The 22,977-nt window shown below is 46.9% G+C and carries 23 protein-coding genes and 1 other annotated feature; of the genes, 20 read left to right on the top strand and 3 right to left on the bottom strand.

Going from position 1 to position 22,977, the window contains the following annotated elements:
* Positions 1–105: 105 nt before the first annotated feature.
* The 7 genes from aroE (at position 106) to ACYCS5_RS02925 (ending at position 4,554) form a co-directional block, all read left to right on the top strand.
* The gene (gene aroE, locus ACYCS5_RS02955) at positions 106–975 is read left to right on the top strand and encodes a shikimate dehydrogenase (RefSeq protein WP_459760767.1); all 870 of its coding nucleotides are present in this window, start codon (positions 106–108) and stop codon (positions 973–975) included.
* A gap of 68 nt (positions 976–1,043) precedes the next feature.
* On the top strand, positions 1,044–1,340 hold the full coding sequence (yhbY, locus tag ACYCS5_RS02950; protein WP_013311197.1) for a ribosome assembly RNA-binding protein YhbY: 297 nt from the start codon (positions 1,044–1,046) through the stop codon (positions 1,338–1,340).
* A 17-nt stretch (positions 1,341–1,357) separates the two neighbouring features.
* Positions 1,358–1,948: a nicotinate-nucleotide adenylyltransferase gene (gene nadD / locus ACYCS5_RS02945; protein ID WP_342426618.1), complete on the top strand. Its 591-nt coding sequence runs from the start codon at positions 1,358–1,360 to the stop codon at positions 1,946–1,948.
* Complete coding sequence (gene yqeK, locus ACYCS5_RS02940; RefSeq protein ID WP_459760766.1) at positions 1,932–2,528, top strand: bis(5'-nucleosyl)-tetraphosphatase (symmetrical) YqeK; 597 nt, start codon at positions 1,932–1,934, stop codon at positions 2,526–2,528. The genes nadD and yqeK overlap by 17 nt, the downstream gene beginning before the upstream one ends.
* Positions 2,525–2,872, top strand: coding sequence for a ribosome silencing factor (gene rsfS / locus ACYCS5_RS02935; protein WP_013311194.1), 348 nt, complete (start codon positions 2,525–2,527; stop codon positions 2,870–2,872). Before yqeK ends, rsfS begins: the two co-directional genes overlap by 4 nt.
* On the top strand, positions 2,869–3,777 hold the full coding sequence (locus tag ACYCS5_RS02930; RefSeq protein ID WP_029515375.1) for a CvfB family protein: 909 nt from the start codon (positions 2,869–2,871) through the stop codon (positions 3,775–3,777). Before rsfS ends, ACYCS5_RS02930 begins: the two co-directional genes overlap by 4 nt.
* A 3-nt stretch (positions 3,778–3,780) precedes the next feature.
* Positions 3,781–4,554, top strand: coding sequence for a class I SAM-dependent DNA methyltransferase (locus ACYCS5_RS02925; RefSeq protein ID WP_307347115.1), 774 nt, complete (start codon positions 3,781–3,783; stop codon positions 4,552–4,554).
* A gap of 72 nt (positions 4,555–4,626) precedes the next feature.
* Here the strand turns inward: ACYCS5_RS02925 and ACYCS5_RS02920 are convergent, their stop codons facing one another.
* Positions 4,627–5,016: a tautomerase family protein gene (locus ACYCS5_RS02920; RefSeq protein WP_459760765.1), complete on the bottom strand. Its 390-nt coding sequence runs from the start codon at positions 5,014–5,016 to the stop codon at positions 4,627–4,629.
* A gap of 184 nt (positions 5,017–5,200) precedes the next feature.
* Positions 5,201–5,458: a binding site (T-box leader), on the top strand.
* A gap of 61 nt (positions 5,459–5,519) precedes the next feature.
* Between ACYCS5_RS02920 and leuS the strand changes: the two genes are divergently transcribed.
* Complete coding sequence (gene leuS, locus ACYCS5_RS02915; RefSeq protein ID WP_459760764.1) at positions 5,520–7,958, top strand: leucine--tRNA ligase; 2,439 nt, start codon at positions 5,520–5,522, stop codon at positions 7,956–7,958.
* On the opposite strand, the gene comER is transcribed toward leuS, so the two are convergent.
* The gene (comER, locus tag ACYCS5_RS02910) at positions 7,939–8,784 is read right to left on the bottom strand and encodes a late competence protein ComER (RefSeq protein WP_340932695.1); all 846 of its coding nucleotides are present in this window, start codon (positions 8,782–8,784) and stop codon (positions 7,939–7,941) included. The genes leuS and comER overlap by 20 nt on opposite strands.
* A gap of 294 nt (positions 8,785–9,078) precedes the next feature.
* On the opposite strand from comER, the gene ACYCS5_RS02905 reads away from it, so the two are divergent.
* The 8 genes from ACYCS5_RS02905 (at position 9,079) to holA (ending at position 17,164) form a co-directional block, all read left to right on the top strand.
* A complete protein-coding gene (locus tag ACYCS5_RS02905; RefSeq protein WP_340956169.1) occupies positions 9,079–9,726 on the top strand; it encodes a ComEA family DNA-binding protein in 648 nt (215 codons plus the stop codon).
* 89 nt (positions 9,727–9,815) lie between these two features.
* A complete protein-coding gene (locus tag ACYCS5_RS02900) occupies positions 9,816–10,334 on the top strand; it encodes a deoxycytidylate deaminase (protein ID WP_069010453.1) in 519 nt (172 codons plus the stop codon).
* Positions 10,335–10,512: 178 nt separating this feature from the next.
* Entirely contained in the window at positions 10,513–10,665 is a 153-nt protein-coding gene (locus tag ACYCS5_RS02895; RefSeq protein WP_459761364.1) for a hypothetical protein, read from the top strand.
* Positions 10,595–13,168, top strand: a complete 2,574-nt coding sequence (locus tag ACYCS5_RS02890; protein WP_459761294.1) for a ComEC/Rec2 family competence protein — start codon at positions 10,595–10,597, stop codon at positions 13,166–13,168. Before ACYCS5_RS02895 ends, ACYCS5_RS02890 begins: the two co-directional genes overlap by 71 nt.
* A gap of 126 nt (positions 13,169–13,294) precedes the next feature.
* Complete coding sequence (locus ACYCS5_RS02885; RefSeq protein ID WP_069010454.1) at positions 13,295–13,507, top strand: hypothetical protein; 213 nt, start codon at positions 13,295–13,297, stop codon at positions 13,505–13,507.
* A gap of 403 nt (positions 13,508–13,910) precedes the next feature.
* The gene (locus ACYCS5_RS02880; protein WP_013311184.1) at positions 13,911–14,459 is read left to right on the top strand and encodes an RNA polymerase sigma factor; all 549 of its coding nucleotides are present in this window, start codon (positions 13,911–13,913) and stop codon (positions 14,457–14,459) included.
* Positions 14,456–15,919 carry an anti-sigma factor family protein gene (locus ACYCS5_RS02875; protein WP_459760763.1) on the top strand — a complete coding sequence of 488 codons (1,464 nt, stop codon included), beginning with the start codon at positions 14,456–14,458 and terminating at the stop codon, positions 15,917–15,919. The genes ACYCS5_RS02880 and ACYCS5_RS02875 overlap by 4 nt, the downstream gene beginning before the upstream one ends.
* A gap of 213 nt (positions 15,920–16,132) precedes the next feature.
* Complete coding sequence (gene holA / locus ACYCS5_RS02870) at positions 16,133–17,164, top strand: DNA polymerase III subunit delta (protein WP_029515366.1); 1,032 nt, start codon at positions 16,133–16,135, stop codon at positions 17,162–17,164.
* Between the two features lie 143 nt (positions 17,165–17,307).
* Here the strand turns inward: holA and rpsT are convergent, their stop codons facing one another.
* Positions 17,308–17,580, bottom strand: a complete 273-nt coding sequence (gene rpsT, locus ACYCS5_RS02865) for a 30S ribosomal protein S20 (protein ID WP_013311181.1) — start codon at positions 17,578–17,580, stop codon at positions 17,308–17,310.
* A 198-nt stretch (positions 17,581–17,778) separates the two neighbouring features.
* On the opposite strand from rpsT, the gene gpr reads away from it, so the two are divergent.
* The 4 genes from gpr to lepA all read left to right on the top strand — a co-directional run bounded on the left by gpr (position 17,779) and on the right by lepA (position 22,691).
* Positions 17,779–18,780, top strand: coding sequence for a GPR endopeptidase (gene gpr, locus ACYCS5_RS02860; protein ID WP_165148982.1), 1,002 nt, complete (start codon positions 17,779–17,781; stop codon positions 18,778–18,780).
* Positions 18,781–19,002: 222 nt separating this feature from the next.
* Positions 19,003–20,262 carry a stage II sporulation protein P gene (locus tag ACYCS5_RS02855; RefSeq protein ID WP_029515364.1) on the top strand — a complete coding sequence of 420 codons (1,260 nt, stop codon included), beginning with the start codon at positions 19,003–19,005 and terminating at the stop codon, positions 20,260–20,262.
* A 27-nt stretch (positions 20,263–20,289) separates the two neighbouring features.
* Entirely contained in the window at positions 20,290–20,805 is a 516-nt protein-coding gene (locus tag ACYCS5_RS02850; RefSeq protein ID WP_459760762.1) for a hypothetical protein, read from the top strand.
* Positions 20,806–20,876: 71 nt separating this feature from the next.
* On the top strand, positions 20,877–22,691 hold the full coding sequence (lepA, locus tag ACYCS5_RS02845) for a translation elongation factor 4 (RefSeq protein WP_029515362.1): 1,815 nt from the start codon (positions 20,877–20,879) through the stop codon (positions 22,689–22,691).
* Positions 22,692–22,977 lie beyond the last annotated feature (286 nt).

The following is a 22,977-nucleotide window of genomic DNA, read 5'->3' as shown; positions in this document are numbered from 1 at the left end:
CGTTGCTGTAACCATGTTATAGGGCGGCAAGGAACAGGTACTGGTTCCTGCCGCCATTCATATATTTGTGCGGCCTAATATTTTGCAATATGGGGGAGAGCGACGATGAACAGCGGGGAGTCTGAAGCGACCGAACAAGGTCTTGTACTATTGGGCGTATTGGGTGATCCAATCAAGCACTCCAAATCGCCTCTTATGCATAAAATAGCTTTGCAGGCAGCGGGGATTGAAGGAGATTTTGTACCTCTTCATGTAAAATCGGATCAGCTGGAAGATGCCATGAAGGGGATTCGCGCTTTGCATTTCCGCGGAGTCAATGTGACGATTCCCCATAAAGTCGAGGTTATGAGATATCTGGATGAGATTGATGAAGGTGCCAGACTCATTGGCGCTGTCAATACGATAGTAAATGATAATGGACGGCTTAAGGGGTATAACACGGACGGAATTGGCTACGTACGTTCCCTCAAAGAAGAGACTTCTGTCGAGTTGAAGGGAGCAAGAATTGCTGTGCTTGGAGCCGGAGGGGCTGCTCGTGGCGTGATTCATGCTCTGTTGGAGGAGCAACCGGAATCGGTCATTATTTTGAACCGAACACGTGACAAAGCTGAGCAACTGGCATTAGAGTGGACGACGGAAGCGATCCCAGTGAGGGGTTATTCCAACGAGGATGCCAAGAGCGTGCTCGCCACAGTGAATGTGTTGATTAACACAACCTCGGTGGGAATGTCTCCTTTATCGGATGAACTTCCACTGGAAACGAGCTTGATTCCGGAGGGAATCATTGTGAGTGATTTGATCTACAACCCGTTGGAAACGAGACTTTTACAGGAAAGCCGTGAACAGCGCGGCTGCACTGTACATGGGGGCTTGGGCATGTTCGTGTACCAGGGGGCTGTGGCTTTTGAGTATTTTACAGGGGTAGTCCCTGCTGTAGAGCAAATGAGAGCGGCTGTGCTGAGTAGCCTGTCGTAAGTAAGAGGGTACATTAAAATTATGGAAATGCTGCATTGCATATGTGGCGACGAAGGGGTTAAATATACATGTTAACAGGTAAACAAAAAAGATATCTGCGCTCAATGGCGCATCATTTGGACCCGGTTTTTCAAGTAGGCAAAAACGGTACGAATGAGCATCTTATGCGTCACATCAACGATGCGATTGAAAAGCGTGAGCTGATGAAAGTACAAATTTTGAACAACTGTTTGGACGACAAGCATGAAATTGCGGAAGAACTGGCCGCGGAGACAGGTTCTGAGCTTGTACAGATCATCGGGAGCACTATTATTTTGTACAAAGAATCCCGTGACCATAAGGAAATTGAGTTGCCTAGAGGATAACATGCGGGGAGAAAATTATGAAAATCGGTATTATGGGTGGTACATTTGACCCGATTCATATTGGACATCTGCTGGCTGGAGAAGCGGCAAGAGATGCCTATGGGCTGGATCAAGTATGGTTTATGCCTTCTCATATTCCTCCGCACAAGCATCAGGCGGGGGCGAGCGGTAAAGAGCGTCTGGAGATGACGAGTGAAGCGGTGGCGGGTCATCCTGCTTTTGAAGTGCTGGATATTGAAGTGCTTCGCGGGGGAGTATCCTATACCATTGACACGATCAAGGAGCTTCAGGAGTTGCATTCTGCTGTGGATTTTTATTTTATTATTGGTGCGGATATGGTGAACTACTTGCCTCATTGGCAGGGAATTGAGGAACTGGCGCAGCGAATTTGTTTTATTGGTGTTCGGCGACCAGGATTCCAGCTTGCAATGGATGAGTTGCCACATTATTTGCAGGACAAGGTACTGTTGGCAGATATGCCAGTGGTGGACATTTCGTCCACGGATATTCGAGAGCGTGCTGCGGCAGGGCGCACTATCCGTTATCTTGTGCCTGATCGAGTGCATGACTATATTACAAGGGGCGGTTTGTATGAAGTACAGCCGTGAGCAATTAATGGAAGCCGTATCTGGTCAAATGCCTGAAAAACGCTGGAAGCACACACTAGGTGTTATGCATACCTCAGTGGAGCTTGCAAAGCGCTATGGAGCAGATCCGGATAAGGCCGAACTGGCGGCTATTTTGCATGATGTAGCGAAATATTGGCCTGTTCAACAGATGGAAGAGGTGATTCGCAGTCATCCCGAATGTGATCAGGAGCTTTTGGAACATGACAAGCAGCTCTGGCATTCAGAGGTAGGATACTGCGTTGCAGCAAGAGATTACGGAGTGGATGATTCTGAAATAAGGAATGCGATCCGCTGGCATACGTCAGGACGCGTAGGTATGAGCCTGCTGGACAAAGTCGTGTGTCTCGCTGATTACATCGAACCGGGACGGGATTTTCCCGGGGTTGAGCATATCCGTAAACAGGCAAAGAAAAGCTTGGAGCAGGGCCTTGTCGCTGGATTTGACTCCACAATTTCATTGTTGCTGGAGAAGAAAAAGGTTATTTTTCCACTGACAGTCTTGTCGCGCAATGACTTGATTCAACAACTAAAACAGAGAAAAACGGAGGTTCATGAATGACCCTAACTAATGAGCAATTAATGCAAACAGCGGTTGATGCCGCAAATGATAAAAAAGCAATGAATATTGTCGCACTGGATTTGCGGGGAATATCACTAGTAGCTGATTATTTTGTCATCTGCCACGGTAATTCGGATACACAGGTACAGGCGATTGCAACAGAAATTCGCAAACGCGCTCATGATGAAGGTGTAACTATCAAAGGAATCGAAGGAATGGATTCCGCCCGTTGGGTTCTAATGGATTTGGGGGATGTCGTAGTGCATGTCTTCCATCGCGACGAGCGCGAATATTACAACATTGAACGACTCTGGTCGGATGCTAAGGTTGTGGAAAAGGTATGAGTTTGATCGCCGGTACTTATGTCACCATTATGGTGGATCGTGAGGTATCTCCTTTCGGCTACTTTCTCACTGTTGGTGAGCAGGATGTGCTGCTGCACTATACGGAGCTGACACGTGAAATTGAAGTTGGTGAACGGTTGGAGGTATTTATTTTTCACGATACAGAGGACCGTTTGGCCGCAACCATGAAAAAGCCGTTCTTGTCGTTGGGCGAAATGGCTAAGCTTGAGGTGGCCGATGTGCACCCGCGTTTGGGTTGTTTCCTGGAGATGGGATTGGGTCGTCAGCTTTTGCTGCCAATTCGTGAGTTGCCAGAAAACCGAGATTTGCATCCTCGGGTGGGCGACTACGTGTATGCCATTATGGAGCATGACAAGCAAGGCAGATTGCGGGCTAAGCTGGCAGGGGAACAGGAACTGGCTCCGTTGTGCTTCCACGCCCCTGATTCGTGGCTGAATACGTGGGTGCAGGCGACTGTGTACAAGCCGCTTCAAATGGGTACATTCGTTCTGGTGGACGGAGGGGTGCTTGGTTTTGGCGCGATTGGGATGATTCACTCCTCAGAACGCAACCGGATGCTTCGCTTGGGCGAAGAGGTTAAGGTACGGGTCACGCTTGTTCGCGAAGACGGTCGGGTCAATCTGGCAATGTCGCCACGCAAGGAAGTGGGCCGTGATGAGGATGCGGATCGGTTGATTGCTTTTCTGAAAGAGCGTCCGGGCGGCGGCATGCCTTACTCCGATGCAACACCACCCGATATTATCAAGCAACGGTTTGGTATTAGTAAATCCGCCTTCAAGCGTGCGATGGGCAAGCTGATGAAGGAAGGAATGGTTACACAAAAGGAAAACTGGACCTACCTGGTGGAGAAAATGCCGAAACCGAAGGACGGGAATGGGGAATAAAAAATGGCTTCTTACCGGAAGTTTGCCTATGTGTATGATGAGCTGATGCAGGACATGCCGTACCCGGACTGGTTGCGCTTTGCACGGCAGGCTTGGGATCAGTACGGGATGCCGCATACGGTGGCCGAGCTGGGCTGCGGAACGGGTTCAATTACGATTCCCCTGGTTAATTCAGGGTTCGAAGTGGCTGGAATCGACTTATCCTCTGACATGCTGGCAGTAGCCCGTCGCAAAATGGAAACTACTCCACAGGGACAGCGATTGTTTCGTGAGGGAAGCGTTCGCTGGATACAGCAGGATATGAGAGAATGGATTTTACCCGAGCCTGTGGATTCTGTAATTTCTTTTTGCGATTGTCTGAATTACTTGTTGGAGGAAGAAGATATCATTTCTACTTTTCGCAGAACGCATGCTGGTCTGAAGCCTGGCGGAACCTTTTTGTTCGATGTGCATCATCCCCAGACGTTTTTACGTTATGATGAAGAGCAGCCTTTCGTACTGGACGAACGCTCTATCTCATATATCTGGACATGTGCGTTGGACACTCCCCGTTGTGAAATTGAGCATCATCTTAGTATCTTTGCGAAAGCAGAACATGAAGGACGCGATCTATACCAGCGTTTCGAGGAAATACATGTACAACGTGCCTATGACCCAGACTGGATGAAGGCAGAATTGTCCAAAGCGGGTTTTCGCGATGTGAAGGTATATGCGGATTTTGAATGGGTAGAAGCAGAAGATGACGCGGCGAGACTGTTTTATGTTGCTGTAAAATAGCATGGATTCATTGAACGAATATGGGAAAAAAAAGACGCTTTTCATGATGACATGAAGGGCGTCTTTTTGCACTTATATATTCACTTTATAGTTCAACTGAAGCTCATCACCCGGTACACCCCGAATGCCCCAGTTCTGTTTGGGTGTTTCAAATATAGTAATCTCAAGATCCTGTGGAGAAATACCCAAAAGATCGTTAATTCTTTGGAATAACAGGCTAATGAGTTGCTTCTTAGCTTCTGTCGTTCTGCCTTCAAAGATACTGATTTCAATAATGGTGTACGCCTCAGAGCGACCATCGGCATATATAAAATCTTCCCGATCCATAGGGAAAAAACGATGAAACCTCTTGTCAGGAGGATATTTGAACGCATCCACCACAGCAGAATGAATCACCTCTGAAAATTGCTTTTTGATTGGATATAGAGTCTCTTTTATTCCGTAAATTTTAATCTGTGCCATGTCTCAGCTCACCTTTCTTATCTCAACTCATCTCAGCTTGAAGCGATTTAACTCGGAATTATTATAAAACATTCGTATGCATGTGTCATGAAAATTTAGTATGGAGAGGGTTCTTAACACCAAAGGTAGTCCTTATTTGACTTTTTTCGCGGTTTTCAATATAATAGTGCCATTATTAACGGTTAAACAATCGCTGATGAGGAATAGTAGCTTTGTCTGGACATGTAGAGAGCCGGCGGGTGGTGCAAGCCGGTTGACAGCACAAAGTGAACTCGCCTCGGAGATATGCGTCCAACGCAGGAACGCCCTATACTGGTGCTTGTATCCTGTTATTAACCCGCATCGGATCACCTCCGTTATCAGGTGCAAAGGGAGTAGAACGCGAAGAACGCTTTCTGCTAACTAGGGTGGTACCACGGGAATATAACCTCTCGTCCCTAGCGCTGACACGCTACGGGATGCAGAGGTTTTTTTGTTGCATACCGTTTGAGGAGGAAAAGACAATGACAGACACACAGCCGAAGCACGGCTATCAACCGCAAAGTATTGAACCAAAATGGCAGAAATATTGGGATGAGAACAAGACGTTCCGCACCGGGGAAGAGCCGGGCAAACCGAAGTTTTATGCTTTGGATATGTTTCCGTACCCATCTGGAGCCGGCCTGCATGTAGGCCACCCGGAGGGCTACACAGCTACGGATATTGTTTCACGTTATAAAAGAATGCGCGGCTACAACGTACTGCATCCGATGGGTTGGGACGCCTTCGGTCTGCCTGCGGAGCAGCATGCGCTGGATACAGGGGAGCATCCACGCGAAATTACGGTGAAAAACGTAAATAACTTCCGCCGTCAAATCAAATCGCTCGGCTTCTCCTACGACTGGGATCGTGAAATCAGCACGACGGATCCTGATTATTACAAATGGACACAATGGATCTTCATCCAGCTGTACAAGCGCGGCCTTGCATATGTAGCTGAAGTACCTGTGAACTGGTGCCCAGCGCTGGGAACGGTGCTGGCGAATGAAGAAGTTATTGACGGTAAGAGTGAGCGTGGCGGTCATCCGGTCGTCCGTAAACCAATGCGTCAATGGATGCTGAAAATTACGGAATACGCGGATCGTCTGCTGGATGATCTGGAGGAACTGGATTGGTCTGAGAGTATTAAGGATATGCAACGGAACTGGATCGGTAAGTCTACCGGGGCAGAGGTTCGTTTTCCAATTGAAGGCTATGACGAGCAACTCACAGTATTTACAACTCGCCCAGATACACTGTTCGGCGCAAGCTACTGTGTGCTGGCACCAGAGCAGGGATTGGTGGATATTATCACTACGCCTGAGCAAAAGGATGCTGTACAACAGTACCGTGAACAAGCTGCTCGTAAAAGCGATCTGGAGCGTACGGATCTGGCCAAGGATAAAACAGGCGTATTCACAGGAGCTTATGCAGTGAACCCAGTGAACGGCGAAAAGCTGCCGATCTGGATTGCTGACTATGTACTGGCAGGCTACGGAACTGGAGCGATTATGGCTGTACCTGCTCACGATACGCGTGACTGGGAATTTGCCAAGCAATTCGGATTGAATATCATTGAGGTTGTCCAAGGTGGAGATGTGGCTAATGAGCCATATACTGAGGATGGACCGCACGTGAATTCAGGCCCGCTGAATGGACTTACCAACGAGGAAGCGATTCCGAAGATGATTGAATGGCTGGAAGCCGAGGGCAAAGGACACGGCAAAGTCACTTACCGCCTGCGTGACTGGCTGTTCAGCCGTCAACGCTATTGGGGCGAGCCGATTCCGGTAATTCATCTGGAGGATGGAACGATCAAAACGGTTCCTGAGGACCAACTTCCGCTCGTACTGCCGGAGATGGACAATATTAAGCCTTCAGGTACAGGTGAATCCCCGCTGGCGAACGCAACAGATTGGGTGGAAACCATTGATCCTGAGACAGGTATGAAAGCACGTCGCGAGACGAATACAATGCCGCAATGGGCAGGAAGTTGCTGGTATTACCTGCGCTTTATTGATCCGAAAAATGACAAAGAGCTTGTATCCAAAGAGAAACAACGTGAATGGATGCCTGTTGATTTGTATATTGGCGGAGCTGAACATGCGGTTCTTCACTTGCTGTATGCCCGTTTCTGGCATAAGGTATTGTATGATATCGGCGTAGTGGAAACGAAAGAGCCTTTTTATAAGCTGGTCAACCAGGGTATGATTTTGGGCAACAACAATGAAAAAATGAGTAAATCACGCGGTAATGTCATTAATCCTGATGATATTGTCAATACGTTTGGCGCCGATACGCTGCGTATTTATGAGATGTTTATGGGGCCGCTGGAAGCGACCAAGCCATGGAATGAGAATGGGGTAGAGGGAGCACATCGTTTTCTGTCCCGCGTATGGCGCCTGTTTGTTTCCGAGGATGGTAGCCTGAACGATAAAATTACAAATGACGGCGGTAGCGATGAGTTCAATCGTACTTGGCATAAAACGCTGAAAAAAGTAACCGAAGATCTGGATGCACTGCGCTTCAATACAGCGATCAGCCAGCTGATGATCTTCACCAACGATGCATATAAAGCAGACCTTCTGCCGCGTGCAGCAATGGAAAACTTCGTGCAAATGCTGTCGCCGCTTGCACCCCATCTGGCCGAGGAATTGTGGCAGCTGCTGGGGCACAATGATAGCATTACCTACGCGGCTTGGCCTGCTTATGATGAAGCATGGACGGTGGACGCCGAAGTGGAAATTGTTGTGCAAGTGAATGGTAAAATTGTGCAGCGTGCAACGATTGCCAAGGATCTTGATGCTAAAGCGATGGAAGCATTCGCTGTGTCGTTGGACAATGTTCAGCAGGCACTGGCCGGCAAAACGATCCGCAAGGTAATTGCTGTTCCAGGTAAGCTGGTTAATATTGTTGCCGGTTAATTGGCTTTAAGCCGAAGGAGACATCTATCTTTTGCATGTCCTCTTCATATTTGTTGTGCGTTACCTGTATCAGCTCGGGAAAGACACTATGCAGGCTGATGTCCAACAGTGCGAGAGCTTCGGCGGTAATACCTCCGGGAACCGCTACTCTGGCCTGTAACTCGGCTGGTGTCATCCCGCCTTCCGTGAGCAGCTTTCCAGTTCCGATGATCATTTCACCGGCCAGTGCGCATAGCTCCGTACGGTCCATACCTGTAGCTTGAACTGCGGCTTGAATCCACTGGTCCATAAAAAAGGCCAAGAAAGCAGGACCACAACTCGAAAAATCCGACGTGATCCGAGTATAAGATTCTTTAACCCGAATCGGCCTGCTGATGTGGGACATAAGCTCTTCCAGAAGGAAGCGGTCCTCCTCTGTAATCCGGCTTCCATGGATGCATAGTGAGGCTCCGCTGCCTACTTGATGGGTGATACTGGGGATAATTTTGGACACTTTAGCTTTCAGTGCATGCTCTAAAATACGAATCTGCACCGGGCTTGTGATAGATACGACGATTTGCTCTTCTGTAATGACGTTGCGTATTTCATCCGTTACGGCTTTTGATTCCAGCGGCTTCACACAGATAAACAGAACATCGCTTTCCGCTGCCGTTTCACGGTTGCTTTGGACTGCATGCAAACCTGGATAACGACGGGCTAGCTCGGTTACCTTGGAATGCGTTCGATTACTTGCTGATATTTGCTGCGGCTTGAGTGCGTTAGAATGAATAAAAGACTCAATTAGCAGACTTCCCATGCTGCCAGTCCCGATAAATCCAACTTTCATTGTTCAACGTCCTCCTTTCATACTTTGCGGTATAGACGCTGTGCTGTCAGCTGTCATTCTTCTTAGTGTATGCGCCTGGTCTTGGCCGACATGACGAATTTTATGTCTGAGCATGTTAGATCGTGCCCGGGGTCGTATCACTTTATTGTAAAAATGCTCACAGCGAGACCGTATGGAGGTTGTTTACACCCTCCGGCTAAACGGGAATTGGACAGACTTGCTCTGTTTGATAGAGGCGGTGTTTTCAGTCGGCTCAATTTCCCGAATCCATGTGGAGTAGGGGACGATACGGAAATGAAACGCGTATGGACAGGAACAGCGATAACGCTTGCTGTAATCGGCAGTGGACTTATTTTATTTGCCGGAGGACAGCGTTCTGAGCCGCAAGAAGAGTGGACTTTACTTAACCATAAGGTGGAGCAGGCTGTGGCGATGGATTCAGAGCCAAATGAGTCGCAGCGCAGCAGTGACTATGCCCAGGAAAAGCCTGCTGTAAAAGAACCTTCAGACAAAGCTGAGCGCAGTAGGAATGCCGAAGCCGCTTACAAAGTGAAAAGTGATACTGTACAGATATCTACTGGTGTATCTGCTGCTGTGAGCGGAAACTCTATTGCGGGAAATTCGAGTGCTGTAAAGCAGTCAGGTGTTGCGGATCCGACCTCAGACACAGGTATTGTCAGTTCGAGTGGTGCAACGACGAGTAGGACCAATACGGTAAGTGATTCGGTTACTACACCCGTTTCCGGCGAAAAAAAGGTAAACATCAACACGGCGACTGCTGCCGAGTTAATGGAGCTACCAGGGGTTGGGTCTAAGAAAGCCGAGGCTATTTTGAACTACCGCAATCAGCACGGGGCGTTCAAACGTGTGAATGATTTGGATCATGTAAAAGGAATCGGAGCTAAAATGTTGGCGAAAATGAAGCCGTATGTCAGCTTGTAACTTATGTAATAATTACAATGTTTATACCCTGAGAACGGCGGTAGCGGATATGGTTTACGTTTTAACTTGTTTATACGGGAGAGATGGAAATGAGTGCAGATGTACGCAAGGACTGGGACACCTACTTCATGGATATCGCTTATATGGTATCCACCCGTTCGCGCTGCGCGCGGCGTCATGTTGGAGCCGTACTTGTACAAGGTAAAAAGCTCTTGGGGACGGCCTATAATGGAGCACCATCGGGGGTGCCTGACTGTTCGGAGGCAGGCTGTATGATTTCAGAGGAGTATGAGGTCGTTCACCGTGATGGGCACGAGGAAATGGTTAAAAAGCAGCGTTGTATTCGCACTATTCATGCAGAGCAGAACCTGCTGCTGTTTACTGACCGAATTGATCGTGAAGGCTCTTCAGTATATGTCACCGACCAGCCATGCTGGACGTGTGCCAATATGTTGGCGAACAGCGGTATTGTGGAGATTGTATACCACCGACCTTATCCCAAAGATGCCGACAAGGTTCGTGCTATGATGGAGGAAAAGGGCATCGCTTTTCGTATGCTGAAGACCTATCATCCACCAAAAGAAACGCTGATGGATGTTATGAATTAAATAGTAAACGAGGAAGAACCTCTGACGAATGCTATTTTGTCAGAGGTTCTTTTTGTTTTGTGTTTTTGAACAGAAAGCAATGTTTGCTACCGGAAGGTGATCGTATTCAAGCTAAGCTTGTGTTAACTAGACCTATATTGACCCTTACTGTTTGTTGGATTACAGGAAGTGCGGGAGCATGTCTGTATTCTGGACGTATGCTTTTGTTGCTTTGGGCGGGGGTTACTCTGATCTTTCCGCTTATAGCTTTATTGATGAAAATCCCCATCCGGCATATGGTATTACTTTGGCTTGTATTCAGCGGAGGTGGATTTCATTGGTTTTGGCATGATATGCATAATGTTAGCAGTATTCCCGATGCTCTTCATGTATCGTCTTCTATGGTGGAAGACATGCCTGTTCAAGCAGCAGGGTTTATCGCTTCTGAAGTACAGGTAGATGGTGATCGAACACAGTTTGAGATGAGAGTTACTTCAATCAATCACTTCGGAAATCATTCGAACAAGGACGAGAATCGTGCACCAATTTCTGAACAGGTCATTGTTCATATCAAGTTGGCTGCCAAGCAGGAACAGCAACTTGCGGCAGCATGGCAACGTGGAGATGCGATCCTACTGCGTGGCACCTTAAAGGCTCCTGCAAAAGCGGGGAACTTTGGTGGCTTTGATTACAGTGAATACCTGCACACACAGGAAATCCACTGGCTTTTCAAAGGCGATGGGGCAGCCTCGTTACAGAAGCAGGATGCTTCACTATGGAACCGCTACACTTTGTTCAGGTGGAATGACCAGCTTAGGGAGCAGCTAGGACAGAGAATGGAACTGGCATTTACATCGCTTCATCACGCAGGATATATGAAAGGAATGGTACTTGGGGTAACAGATGAGTTGGACCCAGCAACCTATAACGAGTTTACGCAGCTTGGTTTAACGCATATTTTAGCAATATCGGGCATGCATGTGGCAGTATATGCAGCTACACTATTATATCTACTCAGGCTGTTACGAGTTAGCCGCGAGACATCTCTTACGGTCGTGATGATACTCATTCCGGCTTATGTCCTGCTGACTGGTGCTTCTCCCTCTGTTGTGAGGGCAGGAATTATGGCGATGATCGGCTTGTTTGCAGCCCGACGAGGGTTGCTCAAAGACGGACTTAATATTCTAAGTATATCTGCGCTGCTCATGCTGATTTGGAATCCATATTATCTACTTAGCGTCAGCTTTCAGCTTTCCTTTTTGGTGACAGGTGGGTTGCTCATTTATATGCCGCTTATGAAGCCGTTTTTCGCCAAATGGCCTTTCCTGATCGGCGGTGAAGTTGCGATTACAATTACGGCACAGCTTGTTTCGTTTCCAATGACGGTATTCTACTTTAATCAATTTTCGCTGCTATCATTTGCGGCCAATTTTGTGCTTGTACCCCTTATTACATATATCGTGCTTCCATTGGGTACGGTGGCGATGGGAGTTGCCTTTTTGTGGGGGGATGGGGCTCGCATTTTTGCTTGGCCGGCAGAGCAATTGAACGATTTGACCTTTTTACTAGTAAAATGGCTGAATGTGGATGATGCTTATGTGAGTATTTGGCCGTCTTCCTCCATTCTGTGGGTCATAGCGTATTACGTAGCTTTGTACAGTGTTTTGTACTGGCTCACAACGTGGCTGACATCCCGCAGAAAAACGAACGACATTACCGTCTTGGACTCTACTCCCAATTCATCAACTATCTATACAGGATTAGCAGCTTCTTCAGAGTGGGCGGCTATATTGCATACGGCTCTTGAACCTGAGGGAGCAGGGAGATTTGCGCGTCGACAGTGGAATGGTTATCGTAATTTGGCACTGGCTCTAAGTGTTATTGCTTGGCTTGGAATATTGTATACAGGTTACCAATCTCCTGGTGAGGGGAATACGGGAATTGTTCAATATCTGGATGTGGGCCAAGGTGACAGCATTTTAATCACAACGCCGGGCGGGAAACATATCTTGGTTGATGGCGGGGGGACAATGGACTTTGCAACAGGGAAAAATGCTTGGCGCAAGCGTGCAGATCCCTACGAGGTAGGTAAAGATACGCTTGTACCCTTACTAAAGCAACGAGGTGTGCATCGACTAGATGCTGTCATTTTAACACACGGAGATCATGATCATGCCGGAGGATTACAAGCTGTGCTTGACCAGATTCCCGTATCTACCTTGTTTTTTAATGGTACCCTGACAGATAAAGCTCCATTCCGTAAGCTGTTGAACACGGCTTTAGATAAGCAGATCAAGCTGTACGGGGCACATCATAGCATGGAATGGGAACCAGACCAGGCTACGAAAATCCGCTTTCTCTATCCGTTTACGCTACCGGATAACGAATCTGAACAGCTGCCTGTTATGAAGGAACAAAATCATTACTCTGTTGCCATGATATTGGAGATGGAGGGAGCCTCCTTTTTGTTCACAGGAGATATGGATGATGCAGCAGAGTCATTGTTGCTTGCTGAATTAACCCCTTCTTCATTCCGTTTGAAAGATGAGGGAGCAACGGGAGGGGCAAGGAATGCTATAGATGTCATGAAAATAGCACATCACGGCAGCAAGTATTCTACCTCGGAAGAGTGGTTATCCTACTGGCGACCGAGAGTATCTGTCATTTCGGTCGGTGCGACCAATACTTACGGACATCCGAATGAAGCGGTATTGGAACGTTTGTCAGCAGTTGATTCTGCTATATATCGAACCGATACGATGGGAGAGATACAGATTCGAGCACAGCAAGGAAAACTGAGTGTGCGGTACCAACGCAAACAGTACAAAACAGATACGAATACAACAACACACTAAAACGGGTGCTCACTCTTAGGAGTGTGTTGTTTGCTTTGAATCCAATCTACATGGACAGTAGCTGTAAGCTTTGATAGAATCAAATGAGTTATGAAAATGAGAATCATTATTAATAGGGGAAATATTGTGAGTTATTTTAAATTTAGAGCTTCAGCTTGTTTGTTCATCATTTCGTTAATGCTGGTATTGAGCGCAATGCTACAAGTGGGGGTGAGACTGCAACGGAAAGCGGTCAATCGGCTGCTGCCAAGACCACATCAACTGGAGATGAAGCTGCCACGCGTACATATGAAAGTGATAAAGGTACAATTACTCTTCTTATTTAATGTTGGGTATTAGAGGTGATGGAGCAGCCAAGGAAAAGATATTTTATCTAAAAGCGTGTGAAGAACCTTTCTGCCGTTAAATCAGGTAAAGTATATCAATACTCAATCGAAGATTTTTATTTTCAAGATCCGATTGCTCTGACTTATTAATTAGAATGCATATCGGATTTTTTGATTTCCAAGAAGTAACAATATGATCTTGCAGCTCGATAGGCTAGCATTTAGATGTAGTAGGAGCTAAGGGAAGGTGACTACCTTCCCTTTTTCTGTTATTCTAAGGGAGGATACGCTGGGGATTCTGGGCTTTTTGGTATAATTTTTTTTGTTGAAAAAATAAAATTAGTGTCAGACGTCTATCCTGCAACAATTTGTAAAAGGGATACGTCTGTAATATTGCAGGGAGAGGGGGATCCTTTGTGGTAGAGCAGGGACTCATTCGAGCCGCTCAATCGGGCGATCGCGACGCTCTCATTACCCTATTAAGAGAGATAGAACAGCATGTGTACCGTACGGCATATTACATTCTAAACAATGAGCAGGACGCCATGGATGCTTCACAAGAAGCCCTCATACGGATCTATTCCAAAATTAACTCTTATGAGGAAAAAGCGCAGTTTAAAACCTGGGTCCAACGCATTGTAACGAATATATGCATCGACAAATTCAGAAGAACGAAGCCCTCGGTTTCCATTGACGAGCACGACATGATATTCAACGATCCCCAAAATGTGGAGGTCGAGGTGTTGACCTCTTACATGGCACAGGATGTTCGTGAGGCTATACAACAGCTTCCGGAGCACCACCGGACGGTAATTGTCTTAAGATATTTGCAGGATTTCTCCTATAACGAGATTGCAGATTCTCTGGATTTGCCGCTAAATACGGTCAAGTCATACTTATATCGTGCAAGACAGCAATTGCAAGGGCTACTTCAGGAATATCAGAAAGGTGGTGTATCAGGATGAAGTGTGGGGAAGAGGTGATGGATTGGATGCAGCGTTATGTGGATCATGAGCTGGGCGAAGAAGAGACGTCCCAATTAATGAACCATATTGCGACTTGCCCGGACTGTGCGGAAAAATTTCTTATTCTTCAGACACTCTCTCGCGAGCTGGAGGAATTGCCTGCGGTTTCCCCGGCGTTCAGCCTGGTGGATTCCATCCTGCCTCAGCTTGATGCCATTGACCGCGCACGTGAAGAGCAGGGAAGTGCGCTTCAGGAAATGCAGCCTGTGGCTGTAGAGCCTGGACCAGTGCCTAGACAACGTACCCAGCCTATACCTTGGTGGAATCGAATGGCTGGGCGCGCTGCTATAGGCGTGGCTGCCGCTGCTGTTGTACTGGGGATTGTAGTATTTAACTTCGAGCCTAAAACAGTACAAGATGCGGAAGGCATACTTACTACCCAGTCGCCCGAAGTGACGAATCCGCAGAATCAGACGGAAACTCTTCCAGGTACAGCCAATGGCAGTGGAGGACATGATACAGCCATTGGTTCGGATTCTACAAAGCAGCCGTCAGAGCAGGGGCAAGAAACGGATGCATCTCAGCCACCTGCGGATAAAGATCCTGGCCTGAGCAAACAAGGTGCAACTAATGCAGACGATGAAAAGAACTCTTCCAAACGGGATGCTGGGAAACGTGACGATCAGCGAGCTGGGGAGGAAGATTCGACGAAGTCTGCACCAGCCGAACATTCTTCTCGTCAGGATGAAGGGCAGGGACAGCTACGTACGGATCGTCAGGTGACAAAGGAAAATCCGTCTGCTGGAGATGCTCCTAAATCTGAGGACAAACAGCTAAGTCAGGAAAAATCTGATCAATCCACGATTGCTCCTGATGAACAGTTGGAACCGAAAATGGAAAAAGCACCCTTAGCGGGTACGGGTACTGCTCAGGACGATAATAATGGTAACACAAGTACGAATGATTCATCCTCGTCGCTTAGTCAGGATTTGAAGGTACAGGATCGAATTGCGTCAAATGAAACGTCGAAAGAAGCGACTTCCAGAAGCATCACCAAGGATTCGGGCAATGCCTTGGGAACGGATAGCAGCAATGCAGCTTCTAATGATCAGCAATCATCCGTGTCACAAGACCCGGTTCGTAAAGAAGGCTTTGTATCTAATTCACTGGTCTCTCCGGACAACAATAATGCTTCCAACTATAGTGCCCAATCTGCCTCTACAGATCAGCTCAACTCGCCTGATGGTAGCTATGCGGTGGCTATTGAGGGCAAAAAGCTGAAAGTGTATAAGCTTTCCGATAACGGTGTAGACCGAACAACACTGGAAGTCCGTACTCTAAAAGGTGCCTGGGTCAAAGGAAGCTGGTCGGAAGACAGCCAGACCTTTATGTATGAGACGGAGCAGGATGGGACTGCAAGTAAATATACGTACACCGTTCCGCGCAGCACTGGAAAATAGTTTCCGTAAGTTGACACACTTTTAAAAACAGGGAATAAACTATATGAACCGACGTCGTATCCCGACGGCCGAAAGTTTCTAGAGCTTTCTGCTGCCGTGTTGATATAGATGGTGGTGAAGGGATCCTGCCTATAGGTAGGGTCCCTTCGTTTGTGTCATGACTTGCCTTCCGCTCGGATGTCAGGTACGATCAGTGGGTGGGGGGAACGGAAAATGGATGTAAAAACAGCCTCTAAGGCTATTCGCAAAGGCGACATTTCGCCAGTGTATTTGCTATACGGTAGTGAAAAATACCAAATGAAGCAGTTTGTTGAGATGCTTAAAGAGAAAGTGGTGGAAGAGGAGCATCGTGACTTCGCCATCATTCCTTATGATTTAACCGAAACGCCAATTGAGGTGGTTGTGGAGGAGGCGGAAACAGCGCCTTTTCTGGTACCAAAGAAGCTGATTATTGTACGGGATACCAGTGTATTTGCAGCAGGCAAAGATAGCGGCAAGATAGAGCACCGGCTTGAGACGCTGTTGACTTATATGGATAACCCGACTGACTATAGCGTCATCGTTTTTACGGTTCAGGCTGAAAAGTTGGATGAACGGAAAAAGATTGTCAAAAAGCTAAAAAGTGATGCTTCGGTTATTGCCTTTGCTCCAATGGGTGGAGATGATCTTGTGGCTTGGATCCATAAGCGTGCAGGAGAAAGAGAAGTGCAATTGGCTGCAGGAGCTGCTGAAAGCCTCATTCAATTCACAGGTACTGGGCTGCAATCCTTGGCTGCCGAGATAGACAAGCTGTGTTTATACGCAGGAGCACAGGGAACGATTTCATCCGCTGATATAGAATCTCTGGTGCCTCGTAACACAGAGCAAAACGTATTTGCGATGGTTGAGGATCTGGCTAATTTGCGGCTGGATAAGGCGCTCAGTATTTTTTATGAGTTGCTTAAGCAAAAAGAGGAACCGATCAAGATTGCCGCTTTGATCACGCGACAGTTCCGTATTATGTTGCAGGTCAAAGAGCTGGCAGGTCAAAGCTATTCCCAGCAACAAATTGCGAGTCAGCTTAGTTTGCATCCTTATGGGGTGAAAGTTGCAGGGGACCAAGCGCGGAGGTTCCGCCCTGAGCAGCTGCGTCAGCTTCTCTACGAATTGGGCGAGCTGGATTATCATATGAAAACAGGTGTCGTTGACAAGGTACTGGGACTGGAGCTATTTTTGATGAAAATGGGTGCGGGGGCTTCGATCTAATTCCACTCATGTGCTGCTAATAGAGTCAACTTATGTAGCGCAGAACGCTGATGCTGTAAACGAATAAAAGTTATAAACTAAAAAAACCTGATCAGCCAAGGCTGGTCAGGTTTTTTTCATTAACGTATGAAAGTAGCTCTTGCTTACGCTTGAGCTGTAAGAGCGTTAAGTTTTTTCGCCAAGCGAGATTTCTTGCGAGCAGCTGCATTTTTGTGGATCAGACCTTTAGTTACAGCCTTGTCCAGCTTTTGGGAAGCTACTTTGAAAGCAGCAGCAGCAGTTTCAGCTTCGTTACCTACCAACGCTGTATCGGCAGCTTTTACTGCTGTACGAAGCGCGGATTTTTGGGAAGCGTTCAACGCACGGCGTTTGTCGCTAGTTTTAACGCGTTTGATAGCGGATTTGATGTTTGGCATTACATTCACCTCCTGTAAAGGCATTACTTATGAACACAAACGTTTCACAACTTAAAATATTTTAGCATGCCACACCTCAAATTGCAATAAGAAAACATTCTGAGGCGATGCGAATTACAGGATGAAAATGGATATGCATAAAGCTGTTGGGTGTCTCGCACACTATAGTCAAAGATGGTATCCAAGGAGGCTTAAAAGATGGATCTAGATTTGCAGAAGTATGCGGTACGCACGGATTTGGCATTAGAGGCAAGAGAACTGGCTGAACGGGATCAGCCTGTACCCCTGGCGGGCATAAATGAGAATGTGGAGGAAGATAACGGAATCAAAATCACACGGTTGGATGTACTGAATGAAGAAGGAGCCAACCGTATTGGGCGGGTACAAGGGCATTACGTCACACTGGAAGTACCCGGCTTGCGTGAAGGCGATACGGGGCTCCAGCAACGTGTAGCTATTGCATTTGCAAAAGAAATGGAGCATTTTATACAAAAAATAGGGATTTCTAATACGGCAAAGGTACTGGTGGTAGGTCTGGGCAACTGGAACGTCACTCCCGATTCACTGGGTCCGCTTGTCGTTGAGAATTTGATGGTGACTCGTCAATTTTTTGAACTGACACCTGATCAAATCAACCCGGGCTATCGGGATGTGAGCGCAATTGCGCCGGGCGTCCTGGGTATTACGGGGATTGAGTCCAGTGAAATTGTTCAAGGCATCGTGGATCGCACAAAGCCAGAACTGATTATTGCCATTGACGCACTGGCGTCACGTTCACTGGAGCGTGTCAATACGACCATTCAGGTGGCCGATATCGGGATACATCCGGGTTCAGGTATTGGCAACAAGCGGCGCGGTATCACCAAGGATATTATGGGTGTTCCGTGTATCGCTATCGGCGTTCCAACGGTATGCTACGCTTCGACCATTGTCAATAACGTAATTGAACTGATGAAAACACATTTTACCAAAGAAAAGGCTTCTACAAAAGCAATCCTGGGGATGCTGGACGATATTTCAGAACCTGAGAGACTTGGGCTGGTGAGAGAGGTACTGCAACCGCTGGGACATGATCTGATTGTGACTCCTAAAGAAATCGATGAATTTATTGAAGATATCGCGAACATCATTGCTACTGGATTGAACGCTGCTCTGCACGAAGCTGTGGATCCTGGCAATGTCGCCGCATATACGCATTAATCAAGGGTTGATAAAATCGTATTTCACACAAAAGTCTCTATTTAACAGGAATCTAATCTCTTTCAAAAAGGGAGGTGATATACCTGTGGTAGAGATTTTTTGTGTTCTAGTAATTGTTCTCCGTTCATAGAGTTGAAATATAAGAGATTTCCGCAGCAGATAGGAACCCTATGTTCCAAATATAAAGCGGGTTTCGACGGGACGAAGGAGGACAAGGCTCACATGAAAAAAATTCAGACCTGGAACGTCGGAAGATGGAGAAGAAAAGGGATCGAAATTTTGGCGATGGGACATACGCTTGTGCTGCTGATCATGGGCTCGGCGCTTTTATTTGTCATTTTGGGGCTAGGGGGATTGGCAGAAAATCGTCTACAAACATCTCCTGTTTCTTCGATGAAAGGATTGGCAGGCTCGGTGTCCAGCGGTTTTTTTGCGGATATGCTAGGTATGGAAGTACCTCATTTGGCACAAAAGAAGCAGCAATCTTCGTTGTCGGGTGAACAATGGTCGCCTTTTGTATTTCAGATGCTTACAGGCATTAATCCGCAGGATCCCAAAAGTCTCATTTCTCGTGAGATTCCTGGCATGTCTGCAGGAGCACCTGTCTTGCTGCGCAAGGGTTCGGGGAACATCAAGGTAGAGGGTCCTACGGATTATCAGCCCGATCAGGGAACGACGGATGCTCCTGGTGGCTCAGATGCATCTGAGAACCCACCGACTAATACGCCGAATATTCCGACAACACCGGAAACAGATCCGGTACGTGAGGATCATCCAGGTGATACGGCCAAAGGGGACAAGCGCATATTAATCTACCATTCTCATCCCAGAGAAGCATATAACCCACTACTTAGCAAAACCAGTTCCAATCCCAATTCAGGTTCTAAATCGGCCAATGTGTCAAGGGTAGGGGACTTTGTAAAGAAGAGGCTGGAAAAGCAGGGGATATCCACACTGCATGTAAACAAGGATTATGCTACTACAGTTCAAAATTACAATTGGAACTATTCCTATAAATATTCACGCGAAACAGTCAAGGAAGCTTTAGCAGGAAATAAAGGTTTAACTTATTTGCTTGATATCCACCGGGATTCACAACGTCATGGAAAAACAACAGCAACCATTAATGGACTTTCTTATGCCAAGGTGTATTTTATTATCGGACATGACAACAAAAATTGGCGCGAAAATGAAGCCTTTGCTGCTCGTATTCATGAAAAGCTGGAAAAATCGTATCATGGCGTATCACGTGGTGTATGGGGGAAAGATGGTGGCAAAGGCAACAACGGTGAATACAATCAAAGCTTGTCTTCGCATAGCATTTTAATTGAAATCGGGGGTATTGATAACACCGAGGAGGAGTTGAAACGGACCTCGGACGTTTTGGCGGACATGATCGGTGAAGTGTATTGGGAAGATCAGAAAGCTCAGAAAGCGGGCACTAATGTATCGGATACAAAAAAGAGCAACAGCGATAATTAAATGAGGTAGCAGTAAGGGGGGAAGGTAATGTCTGGACATTTTCGTAAGAAAGCACTTGGATTTGTACTGCTTATGGGGGCAGGTATTCTTCTTGGTATGCAACTGGCAGGATCTGGTCTGCGTTCAGTGTATGGGCCGGAATGGAACGGAGGGAATACGATTCAATCGGTAAATCAACAGAAAGTTGGATATGAACAGACGATTATTGAGGACACACCCGCAGCTAACACTCGTGCATATAGCGGTACGTATAGCACTAATGGAAATGTTAAGGCTGAGCCTAAAGCGGAAGCGAGTATAAATGAAGCTGGTGGAAGGGAAGAAAATGAGGAACAGACGGAGCTCGGAGCATCCAGATGGTATTCGACGACTGCGCAACATGTCAATACTCAGGGCCTGGAGACACCGCGTGAACTGCTAGCCGTCAAGGGACAGAAAGCCTCGGTGGATACCATGGCGGACAAAACAGCTGGGTTGCTTCAAAACCTGTCGAGACAGGGCATTCGATGGGTCGTATCTGTATTTGATGGAGTAACAGAATAGAAATATTGCTGACCCCCCTTACAACTGCTATAATAAGCTGATTGACACTAGGCATTGTGTGGGGGTAAGGCATGACTGACATTTTGGCAAGACAACGTAAAATTCGGAACTTTAGTATCATTGCACATATAGACCATGGTAAATCCACGCTGGCTGACCGGATTCTAGAATATACCGGTGCACTCACTTCTCGTGAAATGCAGGAGCAAGTGCTTGACCAGATGGAGCTGGAACGGGAGCGCGGAATTACGATCAAGCTCCAGGCAGTGCGACTCACTTATAAGGCCGATGACGGCGAAGAGTACATTTTGAATTTGATTGATACACCGGGACATGTCGATTTTACGTATGAGGTATCCCGTAGTTTGGCAGCCTGTGAAGGTGCTTTGCTGGTAGTAGACGCCGCGCAGGGAATCGAGGCACAGACGTTGGCTAACGTATATTTGGCGTTGGACAACAATCTGGAGATTTTGCCGGTGCTTAACAAGATTGATTTGCCAAGTGCTGATCCTGAGCGGGTAAAGCAGGAAATCGAGGATGTTATCGGCTTGGATACGAGCGAGACCGTACATGCCTCAGCCAAAGCTGGAATCGGCATCAAAGAAATTTTGGAACAGGTGGTCAGAAGTGTGCCTGCTCCGCAAGGTAATCCGGATAATCCGCTCAAGGCACTCATTTTCGATTCGCACTATGATCCTTATAAAGGCGTTATCGTATATGTTCGCGTTGTGGATGGTAGTATCCGAGCCGGTTCGAAAATTAAAATGATGGCGACTGACAAAACGTTTGAGGTTATTGAAGTTGGTGCTTTTATGCCGCGTATGAACATCGTGGACGAGCTGAACATCGGTGATGTTGGCTTTATCGTTGCCGGTATCAAGCATGTGGGTGATACGCGTGTCGGGGATACGGTGACAGATGCAAAAAATCCAACATTAGAACCGATGCCAGGTTATCGGAAAATTAATCCGATGGTATATTGCGGCTTGTATCCAATCGAAACATCGGAGTATAACGATCTGCGTGAGGCGCTTGAAAAGCTACAACTGAACGATGCTTCGCTCAGTTTTGAGCCGGAAACATCAAGCGCGTTGGGTTTTGGCTTCCGTTGCGGCTTCCTTGGTCTGCTTCATATGGACGTTATCCAGGAACGGATTGAACGTGAATTTAACATTCCGCTGATTACAACGGCACCAAGTGTTATTTACCGCATAAAGTTGACGAATGGGGAAACGATCCAGATCGACAATCCATCGAATTATCCGGAAATCGGACGGATTGAACATGTGGAAGAGCCCTATGTAAAAGCAGGCATTATCGTCCCTAATGATTACGTAGGTACGGTGATGGAGCTTTGTCAAACCAAACGTGGTGAGTACGTAAATATGGAATACCTGGATACGACACGGGTAACCATTACGTATCAAATTCCACTGTCTGAAATCGTATATGATTTCTTCGATCAGCTTAAATCAAGTACCAAAGGTTATGCTTCCTTTGATTATGAGATTTCAGGCTATCGCCAGTCCAACCTGGTGAAAATGGATATTTTGTTGAATGGCGAGCAGGTCGATGCGCTGTCGTTCATCGTGCATAGAGATCGGGCTTATCATCGCGGACGTATTATCTGTGAGAAGCTGCGCGAGCTAATTCCGCGTCAAATGTTTGAGGTGCCGATCCAGGCATCTGTAGGAACAAAGGTTGTGGCGCGTGAAACCGTTAAGGCGATGCGTAAAAACGTCTTGGCCAAATGTTATGGCGGCGATATTTCTCGTAAACGGAAGCTGCTTGAAAAGCAAAAAGAGGGCAAGAAGCGTATGAAGCAGGTCGGTAACGTAGAAGTACCTCAGGAAGCATTTATGGCGGTACTGAAAATAGATGAGTAAAGTTGTTTGAAGTATTCGTCCATTCTTTCATGGGGCATTTGCCGTGCATGGAGAATGGACGTTATTTATTTGAGCAAGCTATCCAGAGATGGAGTGTTTGTTATTTCGGTTGCAAAAATAGTATAGCAACAGTATCTTAGCGTACTTCTATAGTTGCTTTACTCTTACTGCAACACCTATATCACAAAAAAATGATCGATGGTGGTAGGCAGCAGCGGAGTGGTCCATTTGAATCTGGAGTAACAGCGATCAGAAGATCAAATGGAACACGAAGCGGTTGTCGAGA

Source organism: Paenibacillus sp. SEL3 (assembly GCF_054602585.1).
Note: the sequence above shows the minus strand (reverse complement) of the source record. Positions and strands in the feature narration are given on the sequence as shown.

Bases quoted from the DNA above. Each gene is read 5' to 3' on its own strand.
- leuS (WP_459760764.1), top strand. From the start codon at position 5,520: ATGACAGACACACAGCCGAAGCACGGCTATCAACCGCAAAGTATTGAA.
- ACYCS5_RS02900 (WP_069010453.1), top strand. From the start codon at position 9,816: ATGAGTGCAGATGTACGCAAGGACTGGGACACCTACTTCATGGATATC.
- ACYCS5_RS02875 (WP_459760763.1), top strand. From the start codon at position 14,456: ATGAAGTGTGGGGAAGAGGTGATGGATTGGATGCAGCGTTATGTGGAT.
- ACYCS5_RS02855 (WP_029515364.1), top strand. From the start codon at position 19,003: ATGAAAAAAATTCAGACCTGGAACGTCGGAAGATGGAGAAGAAAAGGG.
- gpr (WP_165148982.1), top strand. From the start codon at position 17,779: ATGGATCTAGATTTGCAGAAGTATGCGGTACGCACGGATTTGGCATTA.
- ACYCS5_RS02930 (WP_029515375.1), top strand. From the start codon at position 2,869: ATGAGTTTGATCGCCGGTACTTATGTCACCATTATGGTGGATCGTGAG.
- rpsT (WP_013311181.1), bottom strand. From the start codon at position 17,580: ATGCCAAACATCAAATCCGCTATCAAACGCGTTAAAACTAGCGACAAA.
- aroE (WP_459760767.1), top strand. From the start codon at position 106: ATGAACAGCGGGGAGTCTGAAGCGACCGAACAAGGTCTTGTACTATTG.
- ACYCS5_RS02925 (WP_307347115.1), top strand. From the start codon at position 3,781: ATGGCTTCTTACCGGAAGTTTGCCTATGTGTATGATGAGCTGATGCAG.
- ACYCS5_RS02905 (WP_340956169.1), top strand. From the start codon at position 9,079: ATGAAACGCGTATGGACAGGAACAGCGATAACGCTTGCTGTAATCGGC.
- comER (WP_340932695.1), bottom strand. From the start codon at position 8,784: ATGAAAGTTGGATTTATCGGGACTGGCAGCATGGGAAGTCTGCTAATT.
- ACYCS5_RS02850 (WP_459760762.1), top strand. From the start codon at position 20,290: ATGTCTGGACATTTTCGTAAGAAAGCACTTGGATTTGTACTGCTTATG.
- nadD (WP_342426618.1), top strand. From the start codon at position 1,358: ATGAAAATCGGTATTATGGGTGGTACATTTGACCCGATTCATATTGGA.
- rsfS (WP_013311194.1), top strand. From the start codon at position 2,525: ATGACCCTAACTAATGAGCAATTAATGCAAACAGCGGTTGATGCCGCA.
- ACYCS5_RS02920 (WP_459760765.1), bottom strand. From the start codon at position 5,016: ATGGCACAGATTAAAATTTACGGAATAAAAGAGACTCTATATCCAATC.
- holA (WP_029515366.1), top strand. From the start codon at position 16,133: ATGGATGTAAAAACAGCCTCTAAGGCTATTCGCAAAGGCGACATTTCG.
- yqeK (WP_459760766.1), top strand. From the start codon at position 1,932: ATGAAGTACAGCCGTGAGCAATTAATGGAAGCCGTATCTGGTCAAATG.
- lepA (WP_029515362.1), top strand. From the start codon at position 20,877: ATGACTGACATTTTGGCAAGACAACGTAAAATTCGGAACTTTAGTATC.
- ACYCS5_RS02895 (WP_459761364.1), top strand. From the start codon at position 10,513: ATGTCTGTATTCTGGACGTATGCTTTTGTTGCTTTGGGCGGGGGTTAC.
- yhbY (WP_013311197.1), top strand. From the start codon at position 1,044: ATGTTAACAGGTAAACAAAAAAGATATCTGCGCTCAATGGCGCATCAT.